Consider the following 24,160-nt stretch of genomic DNA (forward strand, 5'->3'; position numbering starts at 1 on the left):
CACCGGTGCGAGTCGCTCGTTCCCCCGCCCCCTCCCTGGCGCCTTCCTCGCCAGGGCCTCCCGGTTTCCGGCGATCGTGATTCACTTTTCCTTCCCCCCCCCCCCCCCCACGGCCGTACTGTTGAGCAGATACGTCACGGCACGACGACCGCGGCACCAGAGACTGACCCCGGAAGGCATCCCATGGTGGAGATCAAGACGGCCGAGCAGATCGCGAAGATGCGTGAGGCGGGGCTGGTCGTCGCCGCCATCCATGAGGCGACGCGTGCGGCCGCCGTGCCCGGCGCCTCCACCAAGGACCTGGACGACGTCGCCCGCAAGGTGATCGCTGACCACGGTGCCAAGTCGAACTTCCTGGGCTACGGCGGCTTCCCCGCGACCATCTGCACCTCGGTGAACGACATCGTCGTGCACGGCATCCCGGACCGGGAGACCGTGCTGAAGGACGGCGACCTCCTGTCCATCGACGCGGGCGCGATCATCGACGGCTGGCACGGCGACGCCGCCTTCACCGTCTTCGTCGGCGAGGGCCACGACCCGGAGCTGCACGAGCTGAGCCGGGTCACCGAGGAGTCGATGTGGGCCGGGATCGCCGCGGTCCGCAAGGGCAACCGGCTGATCGACATCTCCAAGGCGATCGAGGGCTACATCCGGCGCCAGCCGCGTCCGGCCTCCGGTAAGTACGGGATCGTCGAGGACTACGGCGGCCACGGCATCGGCAGCCAGATGCACATGGACCCGCATCTGCTGAACTATGTCTCCCGCAAGCGCGGCAAGGGCCCGAAGCTGGTGCCCGGCTTCTGCATCGCGATCGAGCCGATGGTGAGCCTCGGCACCGCGAAGACGCACGTCCTGGCCGACGACTGGACCGTCAAGACGGACGACGGCACCTGGTCCAGCCACTGGGAGCACTCGGTCGCGCTGACCGAGGAGGGCCCGCTGGTGCTGACCGCCGTGGACGGCGGCAAGGCGAAGCTGGCCGAGCTGGGCGTGGAAACCGCCCCCGACCCGCTGGCCTGAACCGGCCCGGCCCGGCCCCTGCGCGTGATCTTCTTTGGCATGAAAACCACGGAATCCGGGCATGCTGACCCGGATTCGTGTTTCGGGATGCCCTGACGTAGACTGACACGTCGGCTCACGCATGCCCTCCCGCATGTGGCGAGCCGATCAAGGTAGCCGATCCCGAAAGCAGGACATGGCCAAGAAGCAAGGCGCCATCGAAATCGAGGGCACCGTGATCGAGTCTCTGCCGAACGCGATGTTCAAGGTGGAGCTTCAGAACGGTCACAAGGTCCTCGCGCACATCAGCGGCAAGATGCGTATGCACTACATCCGCATCCTGCCCGATGACCGGGTGGTCGTGGAGCTCTCTCCGTACGACCTCACGCGCGGACGGATCGTCTACCGCTACAAGTAGATCTCACGACCCGGAGAACCTCACACCATGAAGGTCAAGCCGAGCGTCAAGAAGATCTGCGACAAGTGCAAGGTGATCCGCCGCCACGGCCGGGTCATGGTCATCTGCGACAACCTGCGCCACAAGCAGCGCCAGGGCTGACGCACGCCGGCCGTAGACCTGCACTTCTCGCAGCAATCTTCGCGCGACGCATAGCTGTACGTATCTACGCAGTCACCCGTTCCCGCTCCGTCGGGGACGACACCCCCGGTCGGAGGCCGGGGACCCGGGCCGTTCGGCCGGGAGTGGTGCTGCGGAAGACCTCCGACAACCAACTGGAGCCAGATTCATGGCACGCCTTGCAGGCGTTGATCTCCCGCGCGAAAAGCGCGTCGAGGTCGCCCTCACCTACGTCTTCGGCATCGGTCGCACCCTTGCCCAGCAGACGCTCGCCAACACGGGTGTGAACCCGGACACGCGCGTTCGCGACCTGGCCGAAGAGGACCTGGTCAAGATCCGCGACTACGTGGACAACAACATCAAGACCGAGGGTGACCTCCGTCGTGAGATTCAGGCCGACATCCGCCGCAAGGTGGAGATCGGCTGCTACCAGGGCCTGCGTCACCGCCGCGGCCTGCCGGTCCACGGCCAGCGCACCAGCACCAACGCCCGCACCCGCAAGGGCCCGCGTCGCGCGATCGCCGGTAAGAAGAAGCCGGGCAAGAAGTAGTCCGCACCGGACGCTGCCAAGCGGTCCGAGCTGTAGGACCGACCACCTCCACGGGAGAATTCAGGAATGCCTCCGAAGAGCAGGACGGCCGGCGCCAAGAAGGTGCGCCGCAAGGAAAAGAAGAACGTCGCCCACGGGCACGCTCACATCAAGAGCACGTTCAACAACACCATCGTCTCGATCACGGACCCGACCGGGAACGTGATTTCTTGGGCCTCGGCCGGCCACGTCGGCTTCAAGGGCTCGCGCAAGTCCACTCCGTTCGCCGCGCAGATGGCCGCCGAGTCGGCCGCCCGCCGCGCGCAGGAGCACGGCATGCGCAAGGTCGACGTGTTCGTCAAGGGTCCGGGCTCCGGCCGTGAGACCGCGATCCGCTCGCTCCAGGCCACCGGCCTGGAGGTGGGTTCGATCCAGGACGTCACTCCGACTCCGCACAACGGATGCCGCCCGCCCAAGCGCCGGCGCGTCTGATTCCGCTGCTGAAGTAGGAGACAACTAGAAAATGGCGCGTTACACCGGGGCCGACTGCAAGCGATGCCGTCGGGAAAAGCAGAAGCTCTTCCTCAAGGGGAGCAAGTGCGAGAGCGCAAAGTGCCCGATCGAGATCCGTCCTTACCCCCCGGGTGAGCACGGTCGCGGGCGCACCAAGGACAGCGAGTACCTCTTGCAGCTCCGAGAGAAGCAGAAGGCGACCCGCATTTACGGCGTCCTTGAGAAGCAGTTCCGTGGCTACTACGCGGAGGCGAACAAGAAGACCGGCAAGACCGGTGAGAACCTTCTTCGCATCCTCGAGACGCGGCTGGACAACGTGGTCTACCGGGCGGGCTTCGCCAAGTCCCGGGACCACGCCCGCCAGCTCGTCCGGCATGGCCACTTCACCGTGAACGGCGTCAAGACCGACATCCCGTCGGCCCGCGTCGCCGTGAACGACATCATCGAGGTTCGTCAGAAGTCCCGGACCATGACCCCCTTCCAGGTGGCCGTGGCCGAGGCCGGCGAGCGCACGGTGCCGGCGTGGCTGGAGGCCATTCCGTCCCAGCTGCGCATCCTCGTGCACTCCCTGCCCGAGCGCCCGGTGATCGACACCCAGGTGCAGGAGCAGCTGATCGTCGAGCTCTACTCGAAGTAGTAGCCGCGGACGATACGGGCGGTACGGAGCCGTTTGGCACGTACCGCCCGTACCATTGAAGGGTTCGGCGTCAAATAGCGGGCGCCGGAGACTGGAGGAAACCCCATGCTGATCGCTCAGCGTCCCTCGTTGACCGAAGAGGTCGTCGACGAATTCCGCTCCCGGTTCGTGATCGAGCCGCTGGAGCCGGGCTTCGGCTACACCCTCGGAAACTCCCTGCGTCGTACGCTCCTCTCCTCGATTCCCGGTGCGGCGGTCACGTCCATCCGGATCGACGGGGTCCTGCACGAGTTCACCACCGTGCCGGGCGTCAAGGAGGACGTCACCGACCTGATCCTCAACATCAAGCAGCTGGTCGTCTCCTCGGAGCACGACGAGCCGGTCGTGATGTACCTGCGCAAGCAGGGCCCGGGTCTGGTCACCGCCGCCGACATCGCCCCGCCGGCCGGTGTCGAGGTGCACAACCCGGACCTGGTCCTGGCCACGCTGAACGGCAAGGGCAAGCTGGAGATGGAGCTGACCGTCGAGCGCGGTCGCGGCTACGTCTCCGCCGTCCAGAACAAGCAGGTCGGCCAGGAGATCGGCCGGATCCCGGTCGACTCGATCTACTCGCCGGTCCTCAAGGTCACCTACAAGGTCGAGGCGACCCGTGTCGAGCAGCGCACCGACTTCGACAAGCTGATCGTCGACGTCGAGACCAAGCAGGCCATGCGCCCGCGCGACGCCATGGCGTCGGCCGGTAAGACCCTGGTCGAGCTGTTCGGCCTGGCCCGCGAGCTGAACGTCGACGCCGAGGGCATCGACATGGGCCCGTCCCCGACGGATGCCGCCCTGGCCGCCGATCTGGCCCTGCCGATCGAGGAGCTGGAGCTCACCGTCCGCTCGTACAACTGCCTCAAGCGCGAGGGCATCCACTCCGTGGGTGAGCTCGTGGCGCGGTCCGAGGCGGACCTGCTCGACATCCGCAACTTCGGCGCCAAGTCGATCGACGAGGTCAAGGCGAAGCTGGCCGGTATGGGCCTCGCGCTCAAGGACAGCCCGCCCGGATTCGACCCGACCGCCGCCGCGGACGCCTTCGGCGCGGACGACGATGCGGACGCCGGTTTCGTGGAGACCGAGCAGTACTGATACCTCCGGCGGGCACACGCTCGTCGGTAACTGACACCGGTACCTGATACGGCCGGTGCAGACATCTAGGAGATACACCATGCCGAAGCCCACCAAGGGCGCCCGTCTGGGCGGCAGCGCTGCGCACGAGCGGCTCCTGCTGGCGAACCTCGCCACCGCGCTGTTCGAGCACGGCCGGATCACCACCACCGAGGCGAAGGCCCGCCGCCTGCGCCCGGTCGCGGAGAAGCTGGTCACCAAGGCGAAGAAGGGCGACCTTCACAACCGCCGTCTGGTGCTCCAGTCCATCCGTGACAAGAGCGTCGTGCACACTCTCTTCACCGAGATCGCGCCGCGCTACGAGAACCGGCCGGGTGGCTACACCCGCATCACCAAGATCGGTAACCGCCGTGGCGACAACGCCCCGATGGCGGTCATCGAGCTGGTCGAGGCCCTGACCGTGCAGCAGGAGGCGGTCGGCGAGGCCGAGGCCGCCACCAAGCGCACCGCGAAGGACGCCGCCGGCGACCAGGCCGTCGCGGACCTCAAGAAGGACGAGGCCGCCGAGGCCCCGGCCGAGGCCGCCGAAGAGTCCAAGGACGCCTGAGGCGTTCGAAGGCTTGGCTGAACGGGCGGGCCCGCACCCAGAATCTGGGTGCGGGCCCGTTCCGTGTTGCGAGGGTTGAGCGGAGTTGAGAGGAACGGTTGCGTGAGTGACGAGGCGGCGCCCGGTTACGTACGGATCCGGCTGGATCTGAGCTACGACGGCAAGGACTTCTCGGGCTGGGCCAAGCAGCGCGAGCGGCGCACCGTCCAGGGCGAGCTGGAGAGCGCCCTGCGCACGGTGACCCGGTCGTCGGACACGTACGAGCTGACCGTGGCGGGCCGCACCGACGCCGGGGTGCACGCCCGCGGTCAGGTCGCGCACGTCGATCTGCCGGAGCCGGTGTGGGACGAGCACCGGGACAAGCTGCTGCGGCGCCTCGCGGGCCGGTTGCCGCACGATGTCCGGGTCCGGCGGATCGCCGAGGCGCCGCCCGGCTTCAACGCGCGCTTCTCGGCGATCTGGCGGCGGTACGCCTACCGGGTGGTGGACCAGCCGGGCGGGGTCGATCCGCTGCTGCGCGGCCATGTGCTGTGGCACGACTGGCCGCTGGACGTGGACGCCATGAACGCGGCCTCGGCGCTGCTGCTCGGCGAGCACGACTTCGCCGCGTACTGCAAGCGCCGGGAGGGCGCCACCACCATCCGCACCCTCCAGCGGCTGAGCTGGGAGCGCGGCGCGGACGGGGTGATCACGGCGACCGTGCGGGCCGACGCCTTCTGCCACAACATGGTCCGCTCGCTGGTCGGCGCGCTGCTGTTCACCGGCGACGGCCACCGCCCGGTGGACTGGCCGGGGAAGGTGCTGGCGGCGGGGGTGCGGGATTCGGCGGTCCACGTCGTACGCCCCCATGGGCTGACCCTCGAAGAGGTCGGCTACCCGGCCGACGAACTGCTCGCGGCCCGGAACAAGGAAGCCCGCAACAAGCGTTCGCTTCCGGCCGCGGGATGCTGCTGACCTGCGGCGGGTGTGTGATCGTGGCCATCGGGTACACGATTTCGCGCATCTGTGTCTGGAGCCGGAGCACAGGAGATCGATAACATTTGAGCCGCAGAGACCGGGTGGCCGACCGGGAAGGGACGTAGACCGCGTGAGTACCAGTGAGGCCGCCGTGCGTGAACGGCTGACGAGGGCTCTGCAGGAGCGTGACGCCGAGATCGCCGACCGCTGGGTCGCGCTCCAGCTGGAGCAGGCGCTGCTCGGCACCGACATCAGCGAGGCCGAACTCCGCGAGGAGGCCGACTCGTTGATCGACGCGCTGGTCGCGGGGCTGGAGAGCGACACCCCGGTGGACCGGGTCGTGACCTCCCACCCGGGGCTGCACCAGGCGGTCGTCGGACTGTCGCTGCGCCGCGCCCGGTCCGGGGCGACCCCGACCGCCACCTCGCTGGCCGTGCTGGCGCTCAAGGAGGCGCTGCTGAAGGCCGTACAGCGGGAGACCCGGGACGCCGAGGAGCTGTTCGCCACGGCGGTCGTCATCAACCGGCTGCTCGACGTGGCCGGGGCGCTCTCCTTCGAGACGTATGTGGAGGGCCGCGAGGAGATCATCCGGCGGCAGTCCCAGCAGCTGATGGAGCTGTCCACGCCGGTGGTGCGGCTGTGGAAGCAGGTGCTGGCGGTGCCGCTGATCGGCACACTGGACACCGCGCGGACCCAGATCGTCATGGAGAACCTGCTCCAGGCGATACAGGACCATGAGGCGCTGGTCGCGATCATCGACATCACGGGCGTCTCGACGGTGGACACCGCCGTCGCCCAGCACCTCATGCAGACCGTCAACGCGGTGCGGCTGATGGGCGCGGACTGTGTGATCAGCGGCATCCGGCCGTCCATCGCGCAGACCATCGCCCAGCTCGGCATCGACCTGTCCACCATCCTCACGCGGGCGACGCTGGCCGACGCGCTGGCCGCCGCGATCAAGCTGATCGACGGTCCCGGCCCGGGCGGCGCCGCGGGGGAGAGCCGGTGAACGGACACCGCCCGGTGGGCGTGCCGATCCTGCGGCTGGGCGACGTCCTGGTCACCGGACTGCTCAACGAGCTGGACGACCGGGCCGCCATCGCCTTCACCGAGGAGCTGACGACCCGTATCTCCGCCGAGGGGGCGCGGGGAGTGCTGATCGACATCTCCCGGCTGGAGATCATCGACTCCTTCGTGGCGCGCACCCTGATGGAGCTGACCACGGTGTCCCGGCTGCTGGGCGCCCGGGTGATCGTGGCGGGCATGCGGCCCCCGGTGGCGATCACCCTGGTCGAGCTGGGTATCGAACTGGTCGGTGTGGAGACCGCACTCAACCCGGAACAGGGCCTGGCCGCACTGGGGTGGCGCCAGGCCCAGGAACCCCTGGGAGGGTCCTGACGTGGCGCTGCCCGGTGAGTCCACCGTCGCTTCCCGGCCGTCCCCGGCGCCCTGCGCGGGCGACGGCGAGGCGGGCGCGCCCGTGACCCATCAGGCCATCCATCAGGCCACTCATCAGGTCCGTACCGAGGAGGACCTGCTGGCGGTGCGGCACGCGGTGCGCGCGGCCACCGTCGAGGTCGGATTCGGGATCGTCGACCAGACCCGGGTGGTCACGGCGGCGAGCGAACTGGCCCGTAACGCCTATGTCCACGGCGGGGGCGGCACCCTGACCATCGAGCAGGTGCGCGGCCCCGCCGGGCGCGGGCTGCGGCTGGTCGTCAGGGACGACGGGCCCGGCATCGCGGACCTGGACACGGCGCTCACCGACGGCTTCACCACCGGCTCGGGGCTCGGCCACGGGCTGGGCGGCGCCCGCCGGCTGATGGACGAGTTCACGGTGCACACCGGCGTCGGGCAGGGCACGACCGTGGTCGCCACCCGGTGGACGGTCCGGTGACCCGTACGACGCCGACCCCCACCGCCCAGGTACGGATCGACCACCACAGCGCGGTCCACCTGGCGGCCGAGACGGCACGGAGGGCGGCGCGGGCGTGCGGGCTGCCCGGCGCGCTGCCCGAGCAGGCGGCCGTCATCGCCTCGGAGCTGGCCACCAACCTCGATAAGCACGCCAGCGACGGCACCCTCTACATCCAGCCCGTACCGCTGGGCGAGGGCGTGGAGATCCTGGCCGCCGACCGCGGCCCCGGCATGGCCGAGCTGGAGCGCTGCCTCGCGGACGGCTACACCACCGCCGGAACCCTCGGTGTGGGGCTCGGCGCGGTGAGCAGGCTCGCCACCCACTTCCTCATCCGCACGGGTACGGATGCCCGCGCCGAGGTCGGGACCTGGGCCTGCGCCCGGCTCACCCCGCCCGGCGACCGCGGCGCCGCGCTCCAGGGCGTGGGTTCGGTGTGCCTGACCGTCGACGGGGAGGAGGACTGCGGCGACGCCTGCGCCGTCGCCGACACCGGCGAGAGCCGCACCGCCGCCGTCCTCGACGGGCTGGGGCACGGGACCCAGGCCGCGGAGGCGGCCGGTCTCGCGCTGCGCACCTTCCACGCCGACCCGGGGCGGCCGCTGGGCGAGCTGGTGAGCGGCATGCACCGCGCCCTGCGGCACACCCGCGGGGCGGCGGCCGGGCTGCTGCGCCTGCACGCGGACCACGCCGAGTACTGCGGCATCGGCAACGTCCGCGTGCTGACCCTGACTCACCAGGGCGTCGGGTCCCGGCTCACCGGGCAGCCCGGCGTCGTCGGCTGGTCCATGCCCGCCCCGCACGTCCACCGCCTCCCGCTGCCGCAGGGCGCCACCGCGGTGCTCCACAGCGACGGCATCGACGCCGGATGGGCGCGCGATCCGTCACCGTTCCTGCTCCGGCTCCCGCCACCCCTGCTGTCCGCCGCACTCGCTCATGGCCATCGGCGTATCCGCGACGATGCCACGGTTCTCACGGCCAGGCCCCCACAGAGGCACCCATGACCACGCGGACCATCGGCTGCGACACGGCGGACGGGCTCCGCCGGGCCGTGCGCCACATCGCCCGTGACCACGCCCTGGATCCGGCGCTGCGCGGACGGCTCGTGCTGTCCGTCGCGGCCGTCGCGGAACCGGCCCTGCGCGCGGCCGGACACACCTCGCTGAGCTGGACGTTCCAGAGCGATGACGACGGCAGGTCCGGGCTGCTCACCCTGGCGCTCGGTGTGGACGGTGCCACGGCCCTGCCGTCCGCCGAGGCAGCGGCCGGACTCCCGCTGCCCGCGGACGCGGTGACCGGCCGGGAGGTGGTGTGGCGGCTCCCGGCCGCACCGGCACCGGACGGTCCGGCAGCGGACATACCGGGGACGGCGGGGGGCGACGACGCGGCGCTGGTGGAGGAGGAGTTGCGCGCGGTGGTGGCCCGCACCGACGCGCTCACCGCCGATCACCGCCGTCTGAAGGACGAACTCGCCGAGACCAACAGCGGTGTGCTCGCCCTCTACGTCCAGCTGGACGAGCGCGACGAGCAGCTGCGCAAGGCGCACGGCCAGACGCTGCGCGAGCTGGAGGACGCGCTGCGTCCGGCGCCCCTGGAGGTCGACGGCCTCGAACTCGCCGTCCACTACGAGCCCGCGGGCACCGACGCGCCCACCGGCGGTGACCTGTACGACTGGTTCGTGCTGCCCGACGGCACGGTCCACATCACGGTCGTGGACGCCCTCGGGCACGGGGTGACCAGTACCCGCAGCGCGCTGAACGTCACGCACGCGGTGCGCACCCTGGCGCTGGAGGGCCACCCTCTGCAGTCGATCGTCGCCCGCACCGACGAGATCCTGCTGCCGTTCGACCGCAGTGTGATGGCCACGGTCCTGCTGGCCCGGATCGACCCGGTCACGGGCGAGCTGTGGGTGGCCAACGGCAGCCATCCGCCCGCGCTGCTGCTGCGCGGCGACGGAACGCCGCGCTATCTGGAGGCGCGGGGGCGGGGGATCGGCTTTCCGCTGCCCGGAAGCGACCGGCTGCTGGCCGAGAAGATGGCGCCGGGGGATCTCCTGCTCCTCTACACCGACGGGCTCACCGAGAGCCGGCGGGACCCCGTGGAGGGCGAGAAGCGGTTGATCGAGGCCGCGTACGAGCATCTGCATGCCCCGATCGAGGAGATCCCCGGCGCCATCGCGGACGATATGCACACCGTGATCCTTCACCCGGACGACACGCTCGCGCTGGCCGTCCGGGTCCGGTCCTGAGGGTCCGTACGGACCGTACGGACCTGGCGGGTCCGACGGTCCCTAGGAGGACCGCAGGACCGCGGGCCGGTGGTGCCGGTGCTGCCGCTGCCGCCTTCGCCGCAGCGCCCGGTCGTGCGGCTGTGCCCGGACCAGCTCTTCGAACAGCGGGTAGGCGCCGAGCAGCGCCTCCCGCAGCCGGTCCGTATCGGCCTGGCCCGCGCGGGCCCGCTCCGCCTCCGTGTGCAGCTTCCGGAAGCCGTCGACCGCCTGCGCGTGCCGGACGGACAGGGCCTCCATCAACTGCTCCGGGGACTCGGCCGGATAGCCGCGCTCGGCCGCCAGCGCGCCGAACAGCCGGTCCGCCTCCCGCACCGCGATCGCGGGCGACTCGACGAACCGCTCCTGCAGACCCGACCAGCGGGCCGCGTACTGCTCCCGGGACTCCGGGGTCAGCGCCCGTATCGACAGTTCGCCGTAGCGTCGCAGCCGCTCGCTGAGCTCCCACTGCGCCGCCTTGGCATCGCCGTCGTGCCGTGCGAGGGCCCGGTCGTACTCGGGGCCGAACCGGCTGATGAGGCCGTCGCGGCTGCTCTGCCGGACCGGCCGCGCGAACACCAGCGCCACGATGGCCACCAGCGCCGCTACCAGGATGATGAGCGTGACTGACATCGGACTGCCTTCCGCAGAGATTTCCTCGCTCGAGGCTTGACATCACTCAGTGTTACCGCCATGGCCAGAGCCAAACGCGGCGAATTGGCTGGCCTACACACTCAATTTTCGTGTGGTGCACAGGTAATGGCCAGGTCCCCGGCCTTGCTGAGATAGGGGCGCACACCGTGGGTGATCGGGTGGAGGTCGGTCTTGTGGCGGTCGAGGATGTCCCCGATGGCCCGGCCGATGCGGATCGCGGTGGTGGAGTCCGGCGTCTTGCGGAGGGTCAGATCCCAGCCCGCGGTGGTCTGCTGGCCGCCGCGCGCCGCGTGGATCCGCTCGTACGGCACGGTGAAGCGGAACCGGGTCGCGTCCACCGCGGTGACGCCCGCGGTGAACGGGAGGGCGGCGCCGCGCGGGGTGGCGAGCAGGCTCGGGGCGGCGTCGGCGGCGAAGCGGGCGCCGTGCAGGGTGCCCTCGACGGTGAGCCCGTCGGCCTCGGCGCGGATCACCCGGGCCTCGGCGTGGGCCGGGCGGCGCCAGGCGCGCAGCGCGAGATAGCCGTCGACGGTGGGGTACGGGATCCACCAGGAGAACGGGGAGCCGGGCAGCGGCTCCAGACCGACCAGCCCGCGCCCCTCGGCGAACCGGGAGATCACCCGGCGGCGCACCCCGTCCGAGGGGCGCACCACGTGCAGGTCCCAGCGGCCCTCGGCGAGGTCGATCGCGCCGCGGTCCAGCGTCGCGGTCCAGGGCGCGCCCGGGGCGACCGGCGGCCGCAGCGGCACCCGGACCGGGGCGCCCCTGCCGCGGCGGTGGGTGAGGGTCAGCGCCAGGCCGGTGCCGTGTACGTCCGCGGGCTCGACCAGCACGGCCAGGTTGCCGTCGGCGTCGACCCGGCACGAGGCGACCGGGTGCAGCGGCTTGCGGATCAGCTGCTTGACGGCGCTCTTGAAGGTCTTCCGGGGCCCTGCCGGACGACCGGCGAGGGAGCCGAGGGCGCGCGCCGCGACGGCGGGCCGGGTCCCGTTCCGGGGCGACTGGCCGCGGCGGGCGAAGAGTTCGGCGAAGAGTTCCTCGTACGCGGCGGCCATCCGCGGCGGTGCGTACCGCCGCGCCGCGACCTGCGCCGCCTCGCCCATGGAGCGGCGCAGCGGGGCGTCCTCGATCAGGGTGAGCAGCCCCTTGGCGATGGCGTCGGTGTCGCCGACGGGGACGAGCAGCCCGTCCCGGCCGTTGGTGATGATCTCGCCGGGCCCGTGCGGGCAGTCGGTGGCGACGACGGGCACGCCGCAGTGCATCGCCTCGACGATCGTCATGCCGAACGACTCCTCGCGGGAGGTGACGGCGGCGATCGCGCCCTTGGCCCATTCGGTCTCGATGGGGGAGTGGGCGCCCATCATCGTGATCTGTCCGGCGAGTCCGAGTTCGTCGATCTGGCGGCGGAGCGCGGGTGCCTGGGGGCCGCGGCCGTAGATCCGCAAGTGCCAGTCGGGGTGTTTGGCGGCGACCGTGGCCCACGCGCCGACCAGCAGGTCGTAGCGCTTGACCGGGATGAGCCGGCCGGCGGCCACGACCAGCTTGGCGTCGCCGTCGGAGGGCTCGATGCCGGTGGCGGGCACGCAGTTGGGCAGCCCGGTCAGCAGGGTGGAGACGCCGGGCAGCCGGTCGCGGTGGGTCTGCGCGTCGGCCTCGGAGACGGAGGTGTTGGCGTCGAGCCGGGCGAGGGCGGCGTCGCAGGGGTTACGGATCTCGGCGCGGTGGGTTTCGTACAGCCGGTGCTCCTGGCCGATCCGCAGATAGCGGCCCTCCTGCCCGAGGGCGGCGAGGCAGATCACCAGCCCGGGGCGGGTCGCGATGACGACATCGGCGTCGGTGGCGGCCAGATAGGCGGCGAGGCGCTGGTCGGTGAGCGCGTTGAAGTTGACGGTGCCTTTGGACTCCGCGTCCGGGACATGGGCGCTGGGCTGCCGCAGCAGCGGGTTGCCGAGGTCGCCGGACTCGCCCGGGATGCCGGGGCGTTGGTCGATCAGCGGTCTGAGGCGCACGGCTCTGGGGAGGGGCAGGCCCGGGGTGTCGATGGTGCGTATCAGGGAGACGATCTCCACCCGGTGGCGGGCGGCCAGCGCCCCGGCCAGATTGAAGGTCGACCGGATGGTGCCGCCGATCCCATAGGCGTTGTGCAGCAGGAATGCGATCTTCATGGTGATGTACGCGCGGCGTCCTCGACCGCCGCGACGTGCCCTCCCCTCCGGGGGTGTGCCGCCGGTGTGATGCCGATATGGAGTGAACTGAGGAACGATCGGTCGGTAAGACAGCCTGGAGGCGGAAAAGTTGCTTATGCATGTGGTGATATGGGATGCACCACATTCAGTGTGAGGTGTGCAACCTTCGGCCGCATGGCGAGTCCGCGCCCGCAGAGGTTGTCCGCGACCCCTTGGGTTCCTTCCGTCCCCGTTGTTGGATGGCCGGAAGGAACGCGGGGGCGTCAACCAAGGGCGGGCAGAGACGTGATGACATCCGGGGCACGGAGTGTGCTCGCCGCGGCGGCGGTCCTGGCGGCACTGGGGCTGGTGACCGGATGCGGTGGCCCGGACCGGAAGCCGGACCAGAAGGTCGCCCAGCGCGAGGGTGCGGCGGCGGAGCCGCTGTCCGCGTCCGCGCTGGAACGGGCCGCGCTGGTCAGGGCCGACCTCAAGGGCGCGGGCCTCAAGGAGTACGAGATCGGCAAGATGACGGCGCGGGAGTTCAACGGGGGCAAGGACGCCAGGGCGCTGAAGCCCGGATGCCAGCCGCTGGCCGCGCTGATGGGCACCGGCTTCGACCCGGCGCCCCGGGATTCGGTCTACCGGAGCTACGCCGCGGCCTCGGGGAAGGACGCGGGCGTCTCCGGCGTGCTCCGGCTCTCCTCGTACGGTTCCGGCGACGCCGAGCGGACGGTGGCGGACCTGCGGAAGGCGGTATCCGACTGCCGGGGCGGGTTCGCGGCCACCGACGGTTCGGGCAAGCGGGCGGACGTGGCCGGGGTGACCTCGCTCGACGCGCCCGCGGCGGGCGACGAGGCGCTCGCGTACAGCATGGTCGACGGCGGCAAGGAGAAGGCCGTCATCGCCTTCACGGTGGTGCGCACCGGACCCCAACTCACCGTGGCCTTCGGCGTGAACCTCACGAACCCCACCCAGTCCGCGGTCCCCGAAACGGTCGTGGAGCGTCAGGTTCGAAAGGTGGAGGCCGCGAACCGGTCATAGGGGGTGTGAAGCCTCCCGTATCCGCTTACTACGTGCGTACCATTCGACGTACACGGGTAAATCAGACGCGGTACGCCGAATGGCACGGGCGGGTTTCGGGGGGAGCGCGCGGGAGTGGACGAACCCATCCAGGACGCGGGGCGGGCCGGATGACCGGCTTCGGAGCGTTCGACCTCTACCAGGAGCTGGCCAGGGTCCTCGGCCGGCTGACGGACAGCACCGCCTGGCGGGACCGGCTGATCCATAACGTCGAGGAGCACTACGGGATCGCGCTGCCCGTGGAGCGCCACACCGTCAAGCACTGGGACCTGCGGTCCATCGCCGAGGTCTGCGACCGCTACCCGGACGGGCTGCGCGTCCTGCTGCGCGCGGTCGGCGAGGACTACGAGGGCACCGTGGTCCTGGTGGAGGCGTGGCAGCTGGTCGACCAGTGCTGTCCGGTGCCGTTGCTGACGGACGTCGAGCGGCGGGACTTATGCGCGCTGCTGCTCGACGGCGCCGCCCTGACGGAGCTGACCACCCTGTCCCGGTATGCCTTCGAGCTGCTCGGCCGGGCCGGTGAGGGCGACGACACCTGGAGCGGCCGGGTGGAGCGGCTGGTGCGCGACCTGGAGGACGCCGTCGAGGTGGAGGGCCGGGCGCCCGCGCTGATGACGTTCGTGGAGCGGGTGGCGGCGGGCGAGCGGCCCGCGCTGCGCCAGGGGCTGCGGCAGTGGAACAACCAGGCCGCCAAGCGGCTCGACTGGCCGCCCGGGCTGCTCGCCGCCACCCGTGAGCGGGAGGCGGCCGAGGCGGGGCTGCCGGTCGGGGAGCGGAGCCTGGTGGTGGAGATCTCGTCCCGCCGCGCGGCGGCCGCCCTGTTCAGCATCCGGGCGCGGCTCATGGACGACCGGTCGCGGGAGTTCCCGGTGCTCTGCGACGCCCGGGCCCGGGGGCGGGACGAGCTGGAGGCGCGGGTCGAGGCGGTCCACCGGGAGGCCATCGAGCGGCTGGGGCTGCTCGCCCCGGGGCTCCAGGTGGAGTTCGTCCTGCCGCTGCATCTGATCTGGCTGGACGTCGACCGGTTCGAGGTGCGCCCGACGGGGCTGTCGGCACGGCCGATCGGCGAGGACCACACGGTGGTGGTCCGCCCGTGGGAGCGGCTGCGGCTGCCGCATGTCAACCACCATCTGCGGGGCCGCTGGCGCTGGCTGCAGAGCCATGGCCGGGAGTACCAGGAGGCGGCCGTGGAGTGGGTCGACCCGGGGGTGGTGCTGGAGCCGCGAAGGCTGCGCCGACGGCTGCGACACGCCGAGACACCGGTCTGCTTCGTGCTGTTCGAGCCGCCGCGGCACACCGGGGACGAGGCCACGGACTATCTGTCCGTCCTGCTGGAGGCGGGTATTCCGGCCCTGGTCGGGGTACGCAGCGGGGGCGAAACGGTCGCAGGGCGCCAAGAAATACGAAACTTCCTCAGAACGTCTCTCGCCGATCTTCCCGAACGGGTAAGACTATTGAGGGGCGGACTGCGACCTGGAGGAAACGGCGAGATGCTGTCGGCGGACCTCGACGTGAACCTCGATGTGGACCTCAGCCTCGTATGGGACAGCCCGGACGGCCTGGAGGAGCTGCGGTCCGTACTGCTGCATCCGCCGATCAGGGGGGAACATGACCGATCGGCATGACATCGACGGCGTCCCGGACCGCGCGGGCGCCCCGCCCTGGTGGGTGTTCCACGACAGCGGTCTCGAACCGTCCGCGGAGCGCGAGGCGCCGCGGATCCCGCCCCCGCCGCCCTGGCGGGTCTTCGAGGACGCGGGCACCCCGCTGTCCCCGCCCGCCGCCGCCCCGGCCGGGCGGCGCCGCCTGGGCAGGCCCGGCGGCGGCACCCTGGACCGCTCCGTGGTCGAGATGGTCAACGTGGCCCTCCACGTCCGCCGCCCGCTGCTGGTCACCGGGCGGCCCGGCACCGGCAAGTCCAGCCTGGCGTACCGGATCGCCGCCGAGCTGGGCCTGGGGCCGGTGCTCTCCTGGCCCATCGTCAGCCGTACGGCGCTCAAGGACGGGCTGTACGACTACGACGCGATCGGCCGCGTCCAGGACACCCCGCCGCCGGTCGGCGGCGCGCCGGAGGACCGCGTCCTGCCGGACCTCGGCCGCTATCTGACCCTGGGCCCGCTGGGCACGGCCCTGCTGCCCTGGGCCCGGCCCCGGGTGCTGCTCGTCGACGAGCTGGACAAGAGCGACATCGACCTGCCGAACGATCTGCTCCACGTCTTCGAGGAAGGCGAGTTCCGCATCCGCGAGCTGGAGCGCCACCGGCAGCGCTCGGTCGTGAAGGTGATGACCGCGGACCACACCGACGCCGTTCCGGTCGAGAACGGTCATGTCCGCTGCCATGAGTTCCCGGTGGTCGTGATCACCAGCAACGGGGAGCGCGAGTTCCCGCCCGCGTTCCGGCGCCGCTGTCTGGAGATCCGGATGCCCGACCCCGACGAGGAGCGGCTGACCGCCATGGTCACCGCCCACTTCGGCGGTGACCGGGGCCAGGACGCCAGGGAGCTGATCCGCGAATTCCTCGACCACAGCAGGGAGCACGGCGGCCTGGCGACCGACCAGCTGCTCAACACCGTGCACATGCTGTCCAACGGGGCGGCGAAGTCCGACGAGACCTCCTGGGCGCGGCTCCGTAACGCCCTGTGGCACGCGCTGGGCACGGAATCACCGACATGACCGGGCACCGGTACGGCCGGGAGACCGACGGCCCCACGCCCCGGGAATGGGCGGAGGCCGTACTGCTGCAACAGCGCATCCGGCAGGCCGCCGCCACCCCCTCCGCTCCCGTCCCACCGGACCATCCCGCCGATCGCGCCGACCCCGCCGATCCCGTATCGGGCGCCCCGCCCGCCTCCGCCGACCCGCGCGCGCCGTCCGGGTCCGAGCGCGCCGAGGACGCACCACGGCCTCCCGGTCCGCCCGGCCGGGAGGCGCCGGCCGCCGCCGATACCGCGCGGCCCGGCAGCCCCGCGGGGACGGCCACCGCGGAGGCCCGCTGGCCCGGTTACGTCCTCGACCGGACGACGGGCGGCCCCGGCCCCGCCTCGGTCCCCGCCGCCTGGCCCTGGGGCACCGACGAGCCCCACGGCCAGGTCGAGCTGAGCGACCCGCTGGGGCTCGGCCGCGCCCTGCGCCCCTTCGGGCGCCGCCGCCCCTCCGCCCGCCGCTTCACCCTGGACGAGGAGGGCACCGCCGTCCGCGCCGCCGAACAGGGCTTCTGGGAGCCGGTGTTCCACGGCGCCGGGGAGCACTGGTTCGACGTCGTCCTGGTCGTCGAGGACAGCGTCTCCATGTCCGTCTGGGACGGCGCGGCCCGGGCGCTCGGAGAGGTCTTCCAGCGCCAGGGCGCGTTCAGCGACGTACGGACCTGGCGGCTGGACACCTGGCACCCCGGCGAGGTCGTCCTGCGCCCGGACGGCAGCGCCACGGACCGCGATCCGCAGGAGCTGCTGCACCCCCAGCGCCGTCGGCTGATCCTGCTGCTCAGCGACTGCGTGGGCGAGGCGTGGTCGCGCGGCACCGTGCCCCGGCTGCTCGACCTCTGGGCGCGGCACGGCCCCGTCGCCGTGCTCAACCCGCTGCCGCACCACATGTGGGACCGGTGCGACGCCATCCCCGTGGACGTCTCCCTGCGCGCCCGCGCGGGCGGGCTGCCCAACACCGAGCTGGGCCTGCGGCTGCCGGGCCCGGCCCCGGAGGACCCGGGCGCGGAGGGCTCGTTACCCGCGGACGATACGCGGGAAGCCGTGCCCGTGCCCGTGCTGGAGATCGAGCCCGAATGGCTCGCCACCTGGGCCCGGCTGGTGACCGGCACCGGCGGCGGCTGGCTGCCCGCCGCCGCCCTGCTCACCGACGCCGACGGGCTCGCCGCACGCTGCGCCGCCGCCCCGCGCGCCCCGGAGGACGACGCTCCGCTCGCCCCGGCCGAGCGCGTGCGCACCTTCCGCGCCGCCGCCTCCCCCGCCGCCCGGCTGCTCGCCTCCCATCTGGCGCTCGCGCCGCTGACCCTTGAGGTGATGCGGCACGTCAAGAAGGCGGTGCTGCCCCGGCTGGGCCCGCTGCCGCTGGCCGAAGTGCTGCTCAGCGGGCTGCTGGAGCGCCCCGTCCCGGCCGCGGCCGCCACCGGCTTCGCCGGTTTCGCCTTCCGCGACGGGGTGCGCAACCAACTCCTCGGCGGGCTCGGCCGCGGCGAGCTGTTCCGCGCCCTCCAAGGGGTGTCCGCGGTGGCGGCCAAGGTCATCGGCGCCCGCCCCGATCTGCTGCCGCGGTACCTCGCGGCGCCCGACGGGCCGGTCGACGACCGGCTGACCCCCGCCGAGCGGGAGCTGGCCGCGGCCGCCCATCCCGCGCTCCTCGCGCTCGGCCGTCCGTACAGCAGGCTCGCGCAGAGGGTGCGTGTCCTGGCGGATCCGCAGTCCCCGCCCGACGACCGCAGCGATCTTCCGGGCGTCCGCACCGAGGGAGAGACCATGTCAGGGAGCGCTCCGGACACGGATCGGCTCACATCGCCCACCCCCGCCCACCCCGCACCGCCCGACCCCCCGCAGGAGAACGGCGCCGCCCCGGACAGCCCCCCGGGCTCCGCCCCCGACCAGACCACCCCCGCCGGTGCGCCCCCCGGCGGGGCCGTGCGCGCCCCCGGCAGCGTCCCGCTGCCGAACGCCAACTTCACCGGCCGCGAGGAGCATCTGCGGATGCTGCGGTCCTATCTCACCGAGGGCCGCCGCGCCGCCGTGCTGCCCCAGGCGCTGTACGGGCTCGGCGGCGTCGGCAAGACCCAGCTGGCGATCGAGTACATCCGCCGGTACGCGGAGGAGTACGAACTCGTCTGGTGGGTGCGGGCCGAACAGCCCGCCGTCATCCGCACCTCGCTCTCCGCGCTCGGCACGACCCTCGGCATCGAGGGCCCCGACGTGGACGGCGTGGTCGACAAGGTCATCTCCGCCCTGGCGTCCGGCTTCCCGGTGAAGCGCTGGCTGCTCGTCCTCGACAACGCGCTCGGGCCGGAGGAGGTCCTGCCGTACATCCCCCACATGGTGGGGGTGCCCGGCGGCGCGGGCCACGTCATCATCACCTCCCGGGACGGTGGCTGGGCCGACCAGGTCAGCGCCCTGAAGGTGGACGTCTTCACCCGCGACGAGAGCATCGAGTTCCTCCGCCGCCGCGACACCACAATGACCGGCGAGGACGCGTCGCGGCTGGCCGACGCCCTCGGCGACCTGCCGCTCGCCATCGAGCAGGCCGCGGCCTGGCAGGTCAACAGCGGTGTGCAGGTCGAGGAGTACCTGGGCCTGCTGGCCAGCCGCCGTTCCGAGGTGTTCGCCGAGCCCATGACGGTCGGCGGCGCGGAATCCGTGGCGGCCGTGTGGCAGGTCTCCATGGACTCGCTGCGGACGCGCAACGCGGGAGCCCTCGAACTGCTGCGGCTGCTGGCCTTCTTCGGCCCCGAGCCGGTGCCGCTGTCCCTGCTGCACAACGCCCGGCTGCTCAGTCTGCCCGCCGCCCTCTCCCGCACCGTCAAGGAACCGCTCAACCGGGCCCGGGCCATCCGCGACATCGGCCGCTACTCGCTCCTCACCATCGACAACCGGGCCGGTACGGTGCAGCTGCACCGGCTGGTGCGCAGCGTCCTCCAGGACGGGCTGCCCGCCGCGACCGCCGAGGGCACGGCCCACCTGGCCCATCTGCTGCTGTCCGCGCACGACCCCGGCGACCCCGAAATGCTGCGCAACTGGGAGCAGTACACCGAGATCCTGCCGCACGTCGAGACCTCCGGCATGCTGGAGTGCCAGGACCCGGAGGTCTGCCACACCGTCCTCAACGTCGTCCGCTATCTGCTGGCCCGCGGCGACTTCCGCAGCGGTGTGGAGCTGGCCCGGCGCGCCCTGAAGGAGTGGCGCCGCCTGCTCGGCCCCGACGATCTGCGGACCATCAACCTGACCCGGCTGCTGGGCGCCGCCCAGCGCTCCCTGGGGCGGCTGGACGAGGCCCGCGAGATGAACGCGGACGCGCTGCGGCGGCTGCGCGCCACCGTCGGCGAGGAGCACGAGGACACGCTGAACCTGGCGGGCGGAGTCGCCGCCGACCTGCGGGCCACCGGCCGCTTCCGGGAGGCCCTGGAGCTGGACGAGGACACCTACGGCAAGAGCGTGCGCGTCTTCGGCACCGACGATCCCAACACCCTGATGGCGGGCCACAACTACGCCGTGAGCCTGCGGCTGTCCGGCCGGTTCGCCGAGGCCCGCGAGCTGGACCGGAAGGTCTGGCAGGTCCGGGCCATGGTGCTGGGCGCGACGGCCCGCTCCACCCTGTTCACCGTCAACAACCTCGCGCGCGACATGCGCGAATGCGGGGAGTACGCGGAGGCGCGCACGCTGCAGGAGCAGACCGTCGCCACCTACCGGCAGTACTACGGCGAGACCCATCCGCACACCCTGCGGGCCATCAAGAACCTGTCCGTGAGCTGCCGCAAGGCCGGGGACTTCGCACGCGGACTGGAGCTGGCGGTGCTGGTCCTCGACCACTACCGCCGCACCGTCGGCGACCGCCACCCCGACGCCCTCGCGGCCCTCACCAACCTCGGCAACGACCTGCGCGCCACCGGCGACCTCCAGGCCGCGGGCCAGCGCGGCGCCGAGGCCCACCAGGGGTACCGGGAAGTCCTCGGCGAGCACCATCCGTACACCTACCTGGCCGCCCTCAACCACGCCGTGACGCTCCGGGCGCTCGGCGAGCACCCGCGCGCCCACCGGCTGGACCAGGACACCGCCCCCGGCATCGCGGGCGCCCTCTGGGCGGACCACCCCTGGGTACTGCTCTCCCGGGCCAACCTCGCCACCGACCTCGCCCGGCTGGGCAATCACGAGGAGTCCCGGGCGCTCAACACCGAGATCTCCGCCCGGCTGGAGACCCTGCTCGGGGACAGCCACCCCAGCACCCTCGCCGTCCTGCGCAACCTCGCGCTCGACCTGGAGACCGCCGGGCAGCCGGACCGGTCGCGGGAGCTGCGGGAGACCGTGCTGGGCCGCTACCGGGAGACCGTCGGCGACGATCACCCGGAGGCCCGTGCCGCCGCCGAGGGGCTCCGGGCCGAATGGGACATCGAGCCCCCGCCGTCCTGACCGCCGTCCCTCTCCCCGGCCTCGGCCCGCAGCGCCGCGCAGCGCTCGACCACCGGGCGCAGCCAGTCGGCCAGGCCGGGGGCCGGGGCGGGGCCCGCGGCCTCGCGCACGGCGTGCAGCAGTTCCGGCATCGCGGCGGCGGGGTCGGGCTCGGCGTCCGGGGTGAGGGCGGGGGAGCGGTGCAGCAGCCGGGCCGCCTCACGGGGTACGGGCAGCCCCGCCCCGTACGCGTCCGCGAGCGCCTCCACCAGCGCGCGGGGCGGCGCGGGGGCGTGCCGCAGCCGCCACCGGACCCGGTGCCGGACCGTCGCCGACCGGGCTGCGGCGGCGGCCGGGGGCGCGATCCTGGCGGTCGCCCAGTCGGCGAGCGTGCGCCGCATCGCGTCCAGCAGCAGGCGGCCCTCGGCGGTCGGCCACGGGGAGCGGGCCAGGGCCGTCACGGTGTCGGCGGTGGGCCGCAGCCAGCGGGCGAAGTGGGTCTGGGCGACCTCCGTGGCGGAGTCCGCTCCGGTGCGCAGGGCCTCGTCGCGCCAGAAGCCGGTGACCGCGAGAAAGGCGTACGCGCCCTGGAGCAGCCCGGCGGGCGGCCGCGGGTCGTCCCGCCAGGGGGCGTAGGCCCGTACGTGCGCCGGGGCGTCCAGCAGGTCCACCACCGTCAGCAGGGCGGACAGCTTCGAATGCTGGGCCTCGTGCACCAGCGCCGCCGCCAGCGACCGCGCGTCCGGGTGCGGGGAGAGCCCCACCGCGCCGATCGCGTCGCCGTAACTCGCGCTGGTCCAGGGCGCGGGGCCGGTCAGCGGCACGAGCGAGGCCACGGTCGCCGCCACGTCCCGCGCCCGCGCCGGGTGATGCTCCGCCAGCAGCGCCCACGCCGCCGCCGTATCGGTCTGCCAGGCGCGCCGCTCCGCCGCGCCGAGGGGGCGCGGCGGCAAGGGGGCGCCGCCCTGCCGGAAGGGGTGCAGCGAGTCCAGCCGCACGTCCAGCGTGCGGCCCGCGGCGGTGACGCGGATCCGGGGTTCGGGGTGCCAGCCGGGCGCCCCGGCCCCGGGCGCCCGGGGGATGCGTACGGTACGGCCGCCGCCGCACAGCGCCGAATGCCCGCCCGCGCCGCGGAGTTCGGCGTGCGCGGTGCCGGGCGGCAGGGCGGCGAGGCCGAGGCCCGGCAGGTGCACCGCGCCGTCCCGGGCGCGGACGGTGATCCGGTACGGCATCCCGGCCCGGTGCGCGGCCGCGCCCGCGAGCGCCGCCAGGTCGGCGGCCTCCGGCGGCAGCGGCGCCCCGGGGCCCGCCGCGGTCGCGGCGCGGACGCAGTACGCGGCCCACGCGCCGGTCGCCGGGAAGTCCAGCGCCCCGGCGAAGGCCGCGGGGGAGTGGCGCTGGACGGCGGCCAGCAGCGCCAGCCCCGCCGCCAGGCCGCGGCTCCCGGGCCCTTCGCGCCCCGTGGCCAGGTCCCTCAGCGCCCGGAGCAGCAGCAGGGTCCTGCTGCGCACCGACTCCCGGAGCAGCTCCGGCCGGGCCGGGCCGTCGCCGCGGCCCAGGGACTCCAGATCGGCCGGGGTGGGGGCGAGGAAGCGGCTCACCGGACGGTTCCGGCGCCGGACAGCCGGGCCAGGTCGGCCCTTACGGCGTCCGCGACATGGCGGATGAACGCCTTGAGGTCGGGGCTGTAGACCGACGGATTACGGAAGCCCGCCCCCGGCCGGTAGCGATGCGGGTACAGCCCGCCGCCGCACACCGCCTCCACCGGGCAGGCCCGGCATTCGGCGGCGAGCGCGTCCCGCCCCAGCTGGCGGGCCACGATCCCGGGGTGGTCGAGCAGGGCGTCCAGCCCGTGCCGGAACACGTCGCGCCCGGTGTCCGGCGCCCCCGCGTACGCCGTCTTGAGCAGGTCGGACTGGGTGAGCCGGCCGTCCGTCTCGACCACCACCAGCCGGGACGCGCCGCCGCCCACCGACTCGACGCGGCTCGTGCCGCCCAGCAGCAGATCGAGGACGCTTTCGAAGAACGGCAGCCGGACGGTCTGCTCGGGAGCCCCGTACCAGAGGTCGAAGACCGTGCTCAGCCAGCGCGCGTACGGGACGTGGCGCGGATCGGCCGTGCGGCCGGGCGGCGGGCTGCCCCAGTGCCCGAGCGGCAGCAGCAAGTCGATCGCCGGGGGCGCGAACGACATCAGATGGCGGTACGTCGCGGCCGGGTCGGCGGTGACGTCCACGGTGCACAGCACCCCGGCCCACAGCGGCCGGTGCTCCGGGCGGCCCAGCAGGGCCAGGGTGTCGGCGACGGCCCGGTGGCTGCCGCCGCCGTCCGCGCGGCCGCGGTGCCGGTCGTGGACGGCCCGGTCGCCGTCCAGGCTGACGCCGAGCAGGATGCCGTGGTCGTGGCACAGCCGCAGCACCGCGTCGTCGACGAGGGTGCCGTTGGTCTGGGCGAGGACGTCGAGCCGGGTGTGGTCCGGCAGCAGTTCGCGCAGCCGCCGCACCAGCCGGCCGAGGAACTCCGCCCCGGCGAGGAGCGGTTCTCCGCCGTGCAGCAGCACCCGTACGGAGGGCAGCCGGTGCGCGGCGGCGTGCTCGGCGATGCGGCGGCAGGTGCGCTCGGCGGTCGGCCAGGCCATGGCGCGGGGCTGGTCGCGCCAGCTCTGGTCGGCGCCCTGGTACACGTAGCAGTGGTCGCAGGCGAGGTTGCACCGGCTGTGCACCTTCAGCAGGAACTCGCGGAACGGCAGCCGGGGCACCCCCGCGGCCCGCAGGCCCGGTACGTCCAGGGCGTCGTCGGGCCAGAAGCGTGCGTCCGGTAAGTCGTGGGTCACGGACGGTCGGACGGTCCGGCGGGGAGGAGCTGGGCGCCCGAGTCGTAGGCGGATATGGCGGGTTCGGCCGCCGCCACCTCGTCCACGACCCGGTGCAGGGCGTTGACCAGCGCACTGCTGGAACCGGTCAGTATCTCGTCCAGGGGGAGGCCGGTCAGATCCGGCATCAGAGGCTCCCGCTCACCGGTAATCCCGTGCATCGTCTCCCCCTCGAATCAGTGTGT

General features: G+C 72.8%; 23 protein-coding genes. 18 read left to right on the forward strand and 5 right to left on the reverse strand.

Annotated elements, in window-relative coordinates; genetic code table 11:
- Positions 1-183 precede the first annotated feature (183 nt).
- The 14 genes from map (at position 184) to ACZ59A_RS08275 (ending at position 10,089) form a co-directional block, all read left to right on the forward strand.
- On the forward strand, positions 184-1,020 hold the full coding sequence (map, locus tag ACZ59A_RS08210; RefSeq protein ID WP_468049102.1) for a type I methionyl aminopeptidase: 837 nt from the start codon (positions 184-186) through the stop codon (positions 1,018-1,020).
- 175 nt (positions 1,021-1,195) lie between these two features.
- Positions 1,196-1,417, forward strand: a complete 222-nt coding sequence (infA, locus tag ACZ59A_RS08215; RefSeq protein WP_003956442.1) for a translation initiation factor IF-1 — start codon at positions 1,196-1,198, stop codon at positions 1,415-1,417.
- A 27-nt stretch (positions 1,418-1,444) separates the two neighbouring features.
- The gene (rpmJ, locus tag ACZ59A_RS08220) at positions 1,445-1,558 is read left to right on the forward strand and encodes a 50S ribosomal protein L36 (protein WP_003956441.1); all 114 of its coding nucleotides are present in this window, start codon (positions 1,445-1,447) and stop codon (positions 1,556-1,558) included.
- Between the two features lie 187 nt (positions 1,559-1,745).
- The gene (gene rpsM / locus ACZ59A_RS08225; protein WP_470955130.1) at positions 1,746-2,126 is read left to right on the forward strand and encodes a 30S ribosomal protein S13; all 381 of its coding nucleotides are present in this window, start codon (positions 1,746-1,748) and stop codon (positions 2,124-2,126) included.
- Between the two features lie 66 nt (positions 2,127-2,192).
- Positions 2,193-2,597, forward strand: coding sequence for a 30S ribosomal protein S11 (gene rpsK, locus ACZ59A_RS08230; RefSeq protein WP_009715860.1), 405 nt, complete (start codon positions 2,193-2,195; stop codon positions 2,595-2,597).
- Positions 2,598-2,628: 31 nt separating this feature from the next.
- On the forward strand, positions 2,629-3,255 hold the full coding sequence (rpsD, locus tag ACZ59A_RS08235; RefSeq protein WP_468049098.1) for a 30S ribosomal protein S4: 627 nt from the start codon (positions 2,629-2,631) through the stop codon (positions 3,253-3,255).
- 105 nt (positions 3,256-3,360) lie between these two features.
- Entirely contained in the window at positions 3,361-4,383 is a 1,023-nt protein-coding gene (locus ACZ59A_RS08240) for a DNA-directed RNA polymerase subunit alpha (protein WP_009715858.1), read from the forward strand.
- Between the two features lie 79 nt (positions 4,384-4,462).
- Positions 4,463-4,969, forward strand: a complete 507-nt coding sequence (gene rplQ / locus ACZ59A_RS08245) for a 50S ribosomal protein L17 (protein ID WP_470955134.1) — start codon at positions 4,463-4,465, stop codon at positions 4,967-4,969.
- A 102-nt stretch (positions 4,970-5,071) separates the two neighbouring features.
- Entirely contained in the window at positions 5,072-5,923 is an 852-nt protein-coding gene (gene truA, locus ACZ59A_RS08250; protein WP_470955135.1) for a tRNA pseudouridine(38-40) synthase TruA, read from the forward strand.
- A gap of 133 nt (positions 5,924-6,056) precedes the next feature.
- Positions 6,057-6,935, forward strand: a complete 879-nt coding sequence (locus ACZ59A_RS08255) for an STAS domain-containing protein (RefSeq protein WP_470955138.1) — start codon at positions 6,057-6,059, stop codon at positions 6,933-6,935.
- Entirely contained in the window at positions 6,932-7,324 is a 393-nt protein-coding gene (locus ACZ59A_RS08260) for an STAS domain-containing protein (RefSeq protein ID WP_470955141.1), read from the forward strand. The genes ACZ59A_RS08255 and ACZ59A_RS08260 overlap by 4 nt, the downstream gene beginning before the upstream one ends.
- Before the next feature lies 1 nt (position 7,325).
- Positions 7,326-7,823: an ATP-binding protein gene (locus ACZ59A_RS08265; RefSeq protein WP_470955144.1), complete on the forward strand. Its 498-nt coding sequence runs from the start codon at positions 7,326-7,328 to the stop codon at positions 7,821-7,823.
- Positions 7,820-8,845 (forward strand): SpoIIE family protein phosphatase, encoded by a 1,026-nt coding sequence (locus ACZ59A_RS08270; protein WP_470955147.1) that lies wholly within the window; start codon positions 7,820-7,822, stop codon positions 8,843-8,845. The genes ACZ59A_RS08265 and ACZ59A_RS08270 overlap by 4 nt, the downstream gene beginning before the upstream one ends.
- Positions 8,842-10,089, forward strand: coding sequence for a PP2C family protein-serine/threonine phosphatase (locus ACZ59A_RS08275; RefSeq protein WP_470955150.1), 1,248 nt, complete (start codon positions 8,842-8,844; stop codon positions 10,087-10,089). The genes ACZ59A_RS08270 and ACZ59A_RS08275 overlap by 4 nt, the downstream gene beginning before the upstream one ends.
- A gap of 42 nt (positions 10,090-10,131) precedes the next feature.
- On the opposite strand, the gene ACZ59A_RS08280 is transcribed toward ACZ59A_RS08275, so the two are convergent.
- Together ACZ59A_RS08280 and ACZ59A_RS08285 are read right to left on the reverse strand one after the other, a co-directional pair.
- On the reverse strand, positions 10,132-10,740 hold the full coding sequence (locus ACZ59A_RS08280) for a hypothetical protein (protein WP_470955153.1): 609 nt from the start codon (positions 10,738-10,740) through the stop codon (positions 10,132-10,134).
- A gap of 101 nt (positions 10,741-10,841) precedes the next feature.
- Positions 10,842-12,926 (reverse strand): glycosyltransferase family 4 protein, encoded by a 2,085-nt coding sequence (locus ACZ59A_RS08285; RefSeq protein ID WP_470955156.1) that lies wholly within the window; start codon positions 12,924-12,926, stop codon positions 10,842-10,844.
- Between the two features lie 309 nt (positions 12,927-13,235).
- Between ACZ59A_RS08285 and ACZ59A_RS08290 the strand changes: the two genes are divergently transcribed.
- The 4 genes from ACZ59A_RS08290 to fxsT all read left to right on the forward strand — a co-directional run bounded on the left by ACZ59A_RS08290 (position 13,236) and on the right by fxsT (position 21,127).
- Positions 13,236-13,970 carry a hypothetical protein gene (locus ACZ59A_RS08290; protein WP_470955158.1) on the forward strand — a complete coding sequence of 245 codons (735 nt, stop codon included), beginning with the start codon at positions 13,236-13,238 and terminating at the stop codon, positions 13,968-13,970.
- Positions 13,971-14,119: 149 nt separating this feature from the next.
- Positions 14,120-15,634: a VMAP-C domain-containing protein gene (locus ACZ59A_RS08295; protein WP_470955160.1), complete on the forward strand. Its 1,515-nt coding sequence runs from the start codon at positions 14,120-14,122 to the stop codon at positions 15,632-15,634.
- Complete coding sequence (locus ACZ59A_RS08300) at positions 15,618-16,682, forward strand: AAA family ATPase (RefSeq protein WP_470955162.1); 1,065 nt, start codon at positions 15,618-15,620, stop codon at positions 16,680-16,682. The genes ACZ59A_RS08295 and ACZ59A_RS08300 overlap by 17 nt, the downstream gene beginning before the upstream one ends.
- Positions 16,679-21,127 (forward strand): FxSxx-COOH system tetratricopeptide repeat protein, encoded by a 4,449-nt coding sequence (fxsT, locus tag ACZ59A_RS08305; protein ID WP_470955165.1) that lies wholly within the window; start codon positions 16,679-16,681, stop codon positions 21,125-21,127. The genes ACZ59A_RS08300 and fxsT overlap by 4 nt, the downstream gene beginning before the upstream one ends.
- On the opposite strand, the gene ACZ59A_RS08310 is transcribed toward fxsT, so the two are convergent.
- Genes ACZ59A_RS08310 through fxsA form a run of 3 tightly spaced genes read right to left on the reverse strand, consistent with a single transcriptional unit; the run spans position 21,058 to position 24,103 of the window.
- Complete coding sequence (locus tag ACZ59A_RS08310) at positions 21,058-22,707, reverse strand: aKG-HExxH-type peptide beta-hydroxylase (protein WP_470955167.1); 1,650 nt, start codon at positions 22,705-22,707, stop codon at positions 21,058-21,060. The genes fxsT and ACZ59A_RS08310 overlap by 70 nt on opposite strands.
- On the reverse strand, positions 22,704-23,936 hold the full coding sequence (locus ACZ59A_RS08315; protein ID WP_470955170.1) for an FxsB family cyclophane-forming radical SAM/SPASM peptide maturase: 1,233 nt from the start codon (positions 23,934-23,936) through the stop codon (positions 22,704-22,706). Before ACZ59A_RS08315 ends, ACZ59A_RS08310 begins: the two co-directional genes overlap by 4 nt.
- Positions 23,933-24,103, reverse strand: a complete 171-nt coding sequence (gene fxsA / locus ACZ59A_RS08320) for an FxSxx-COOH cyclophane-containing RiPP peptide (protein ID WP_468049076.1) — start codon at positions 24,101-24,103, stop codon at positions 23,933-23,935. The genes ACZ59A_RS08315 and fxsA overlap by 4 nt, the downstream gene beginning before the upstream one ends.
- Positions 24,104-24,160: the final 57 nt, after the last annotated feature.

The sequence above is a fragment of the Streptomyces sp. NPDC040405 genome, from assembly GCF_055595765.1.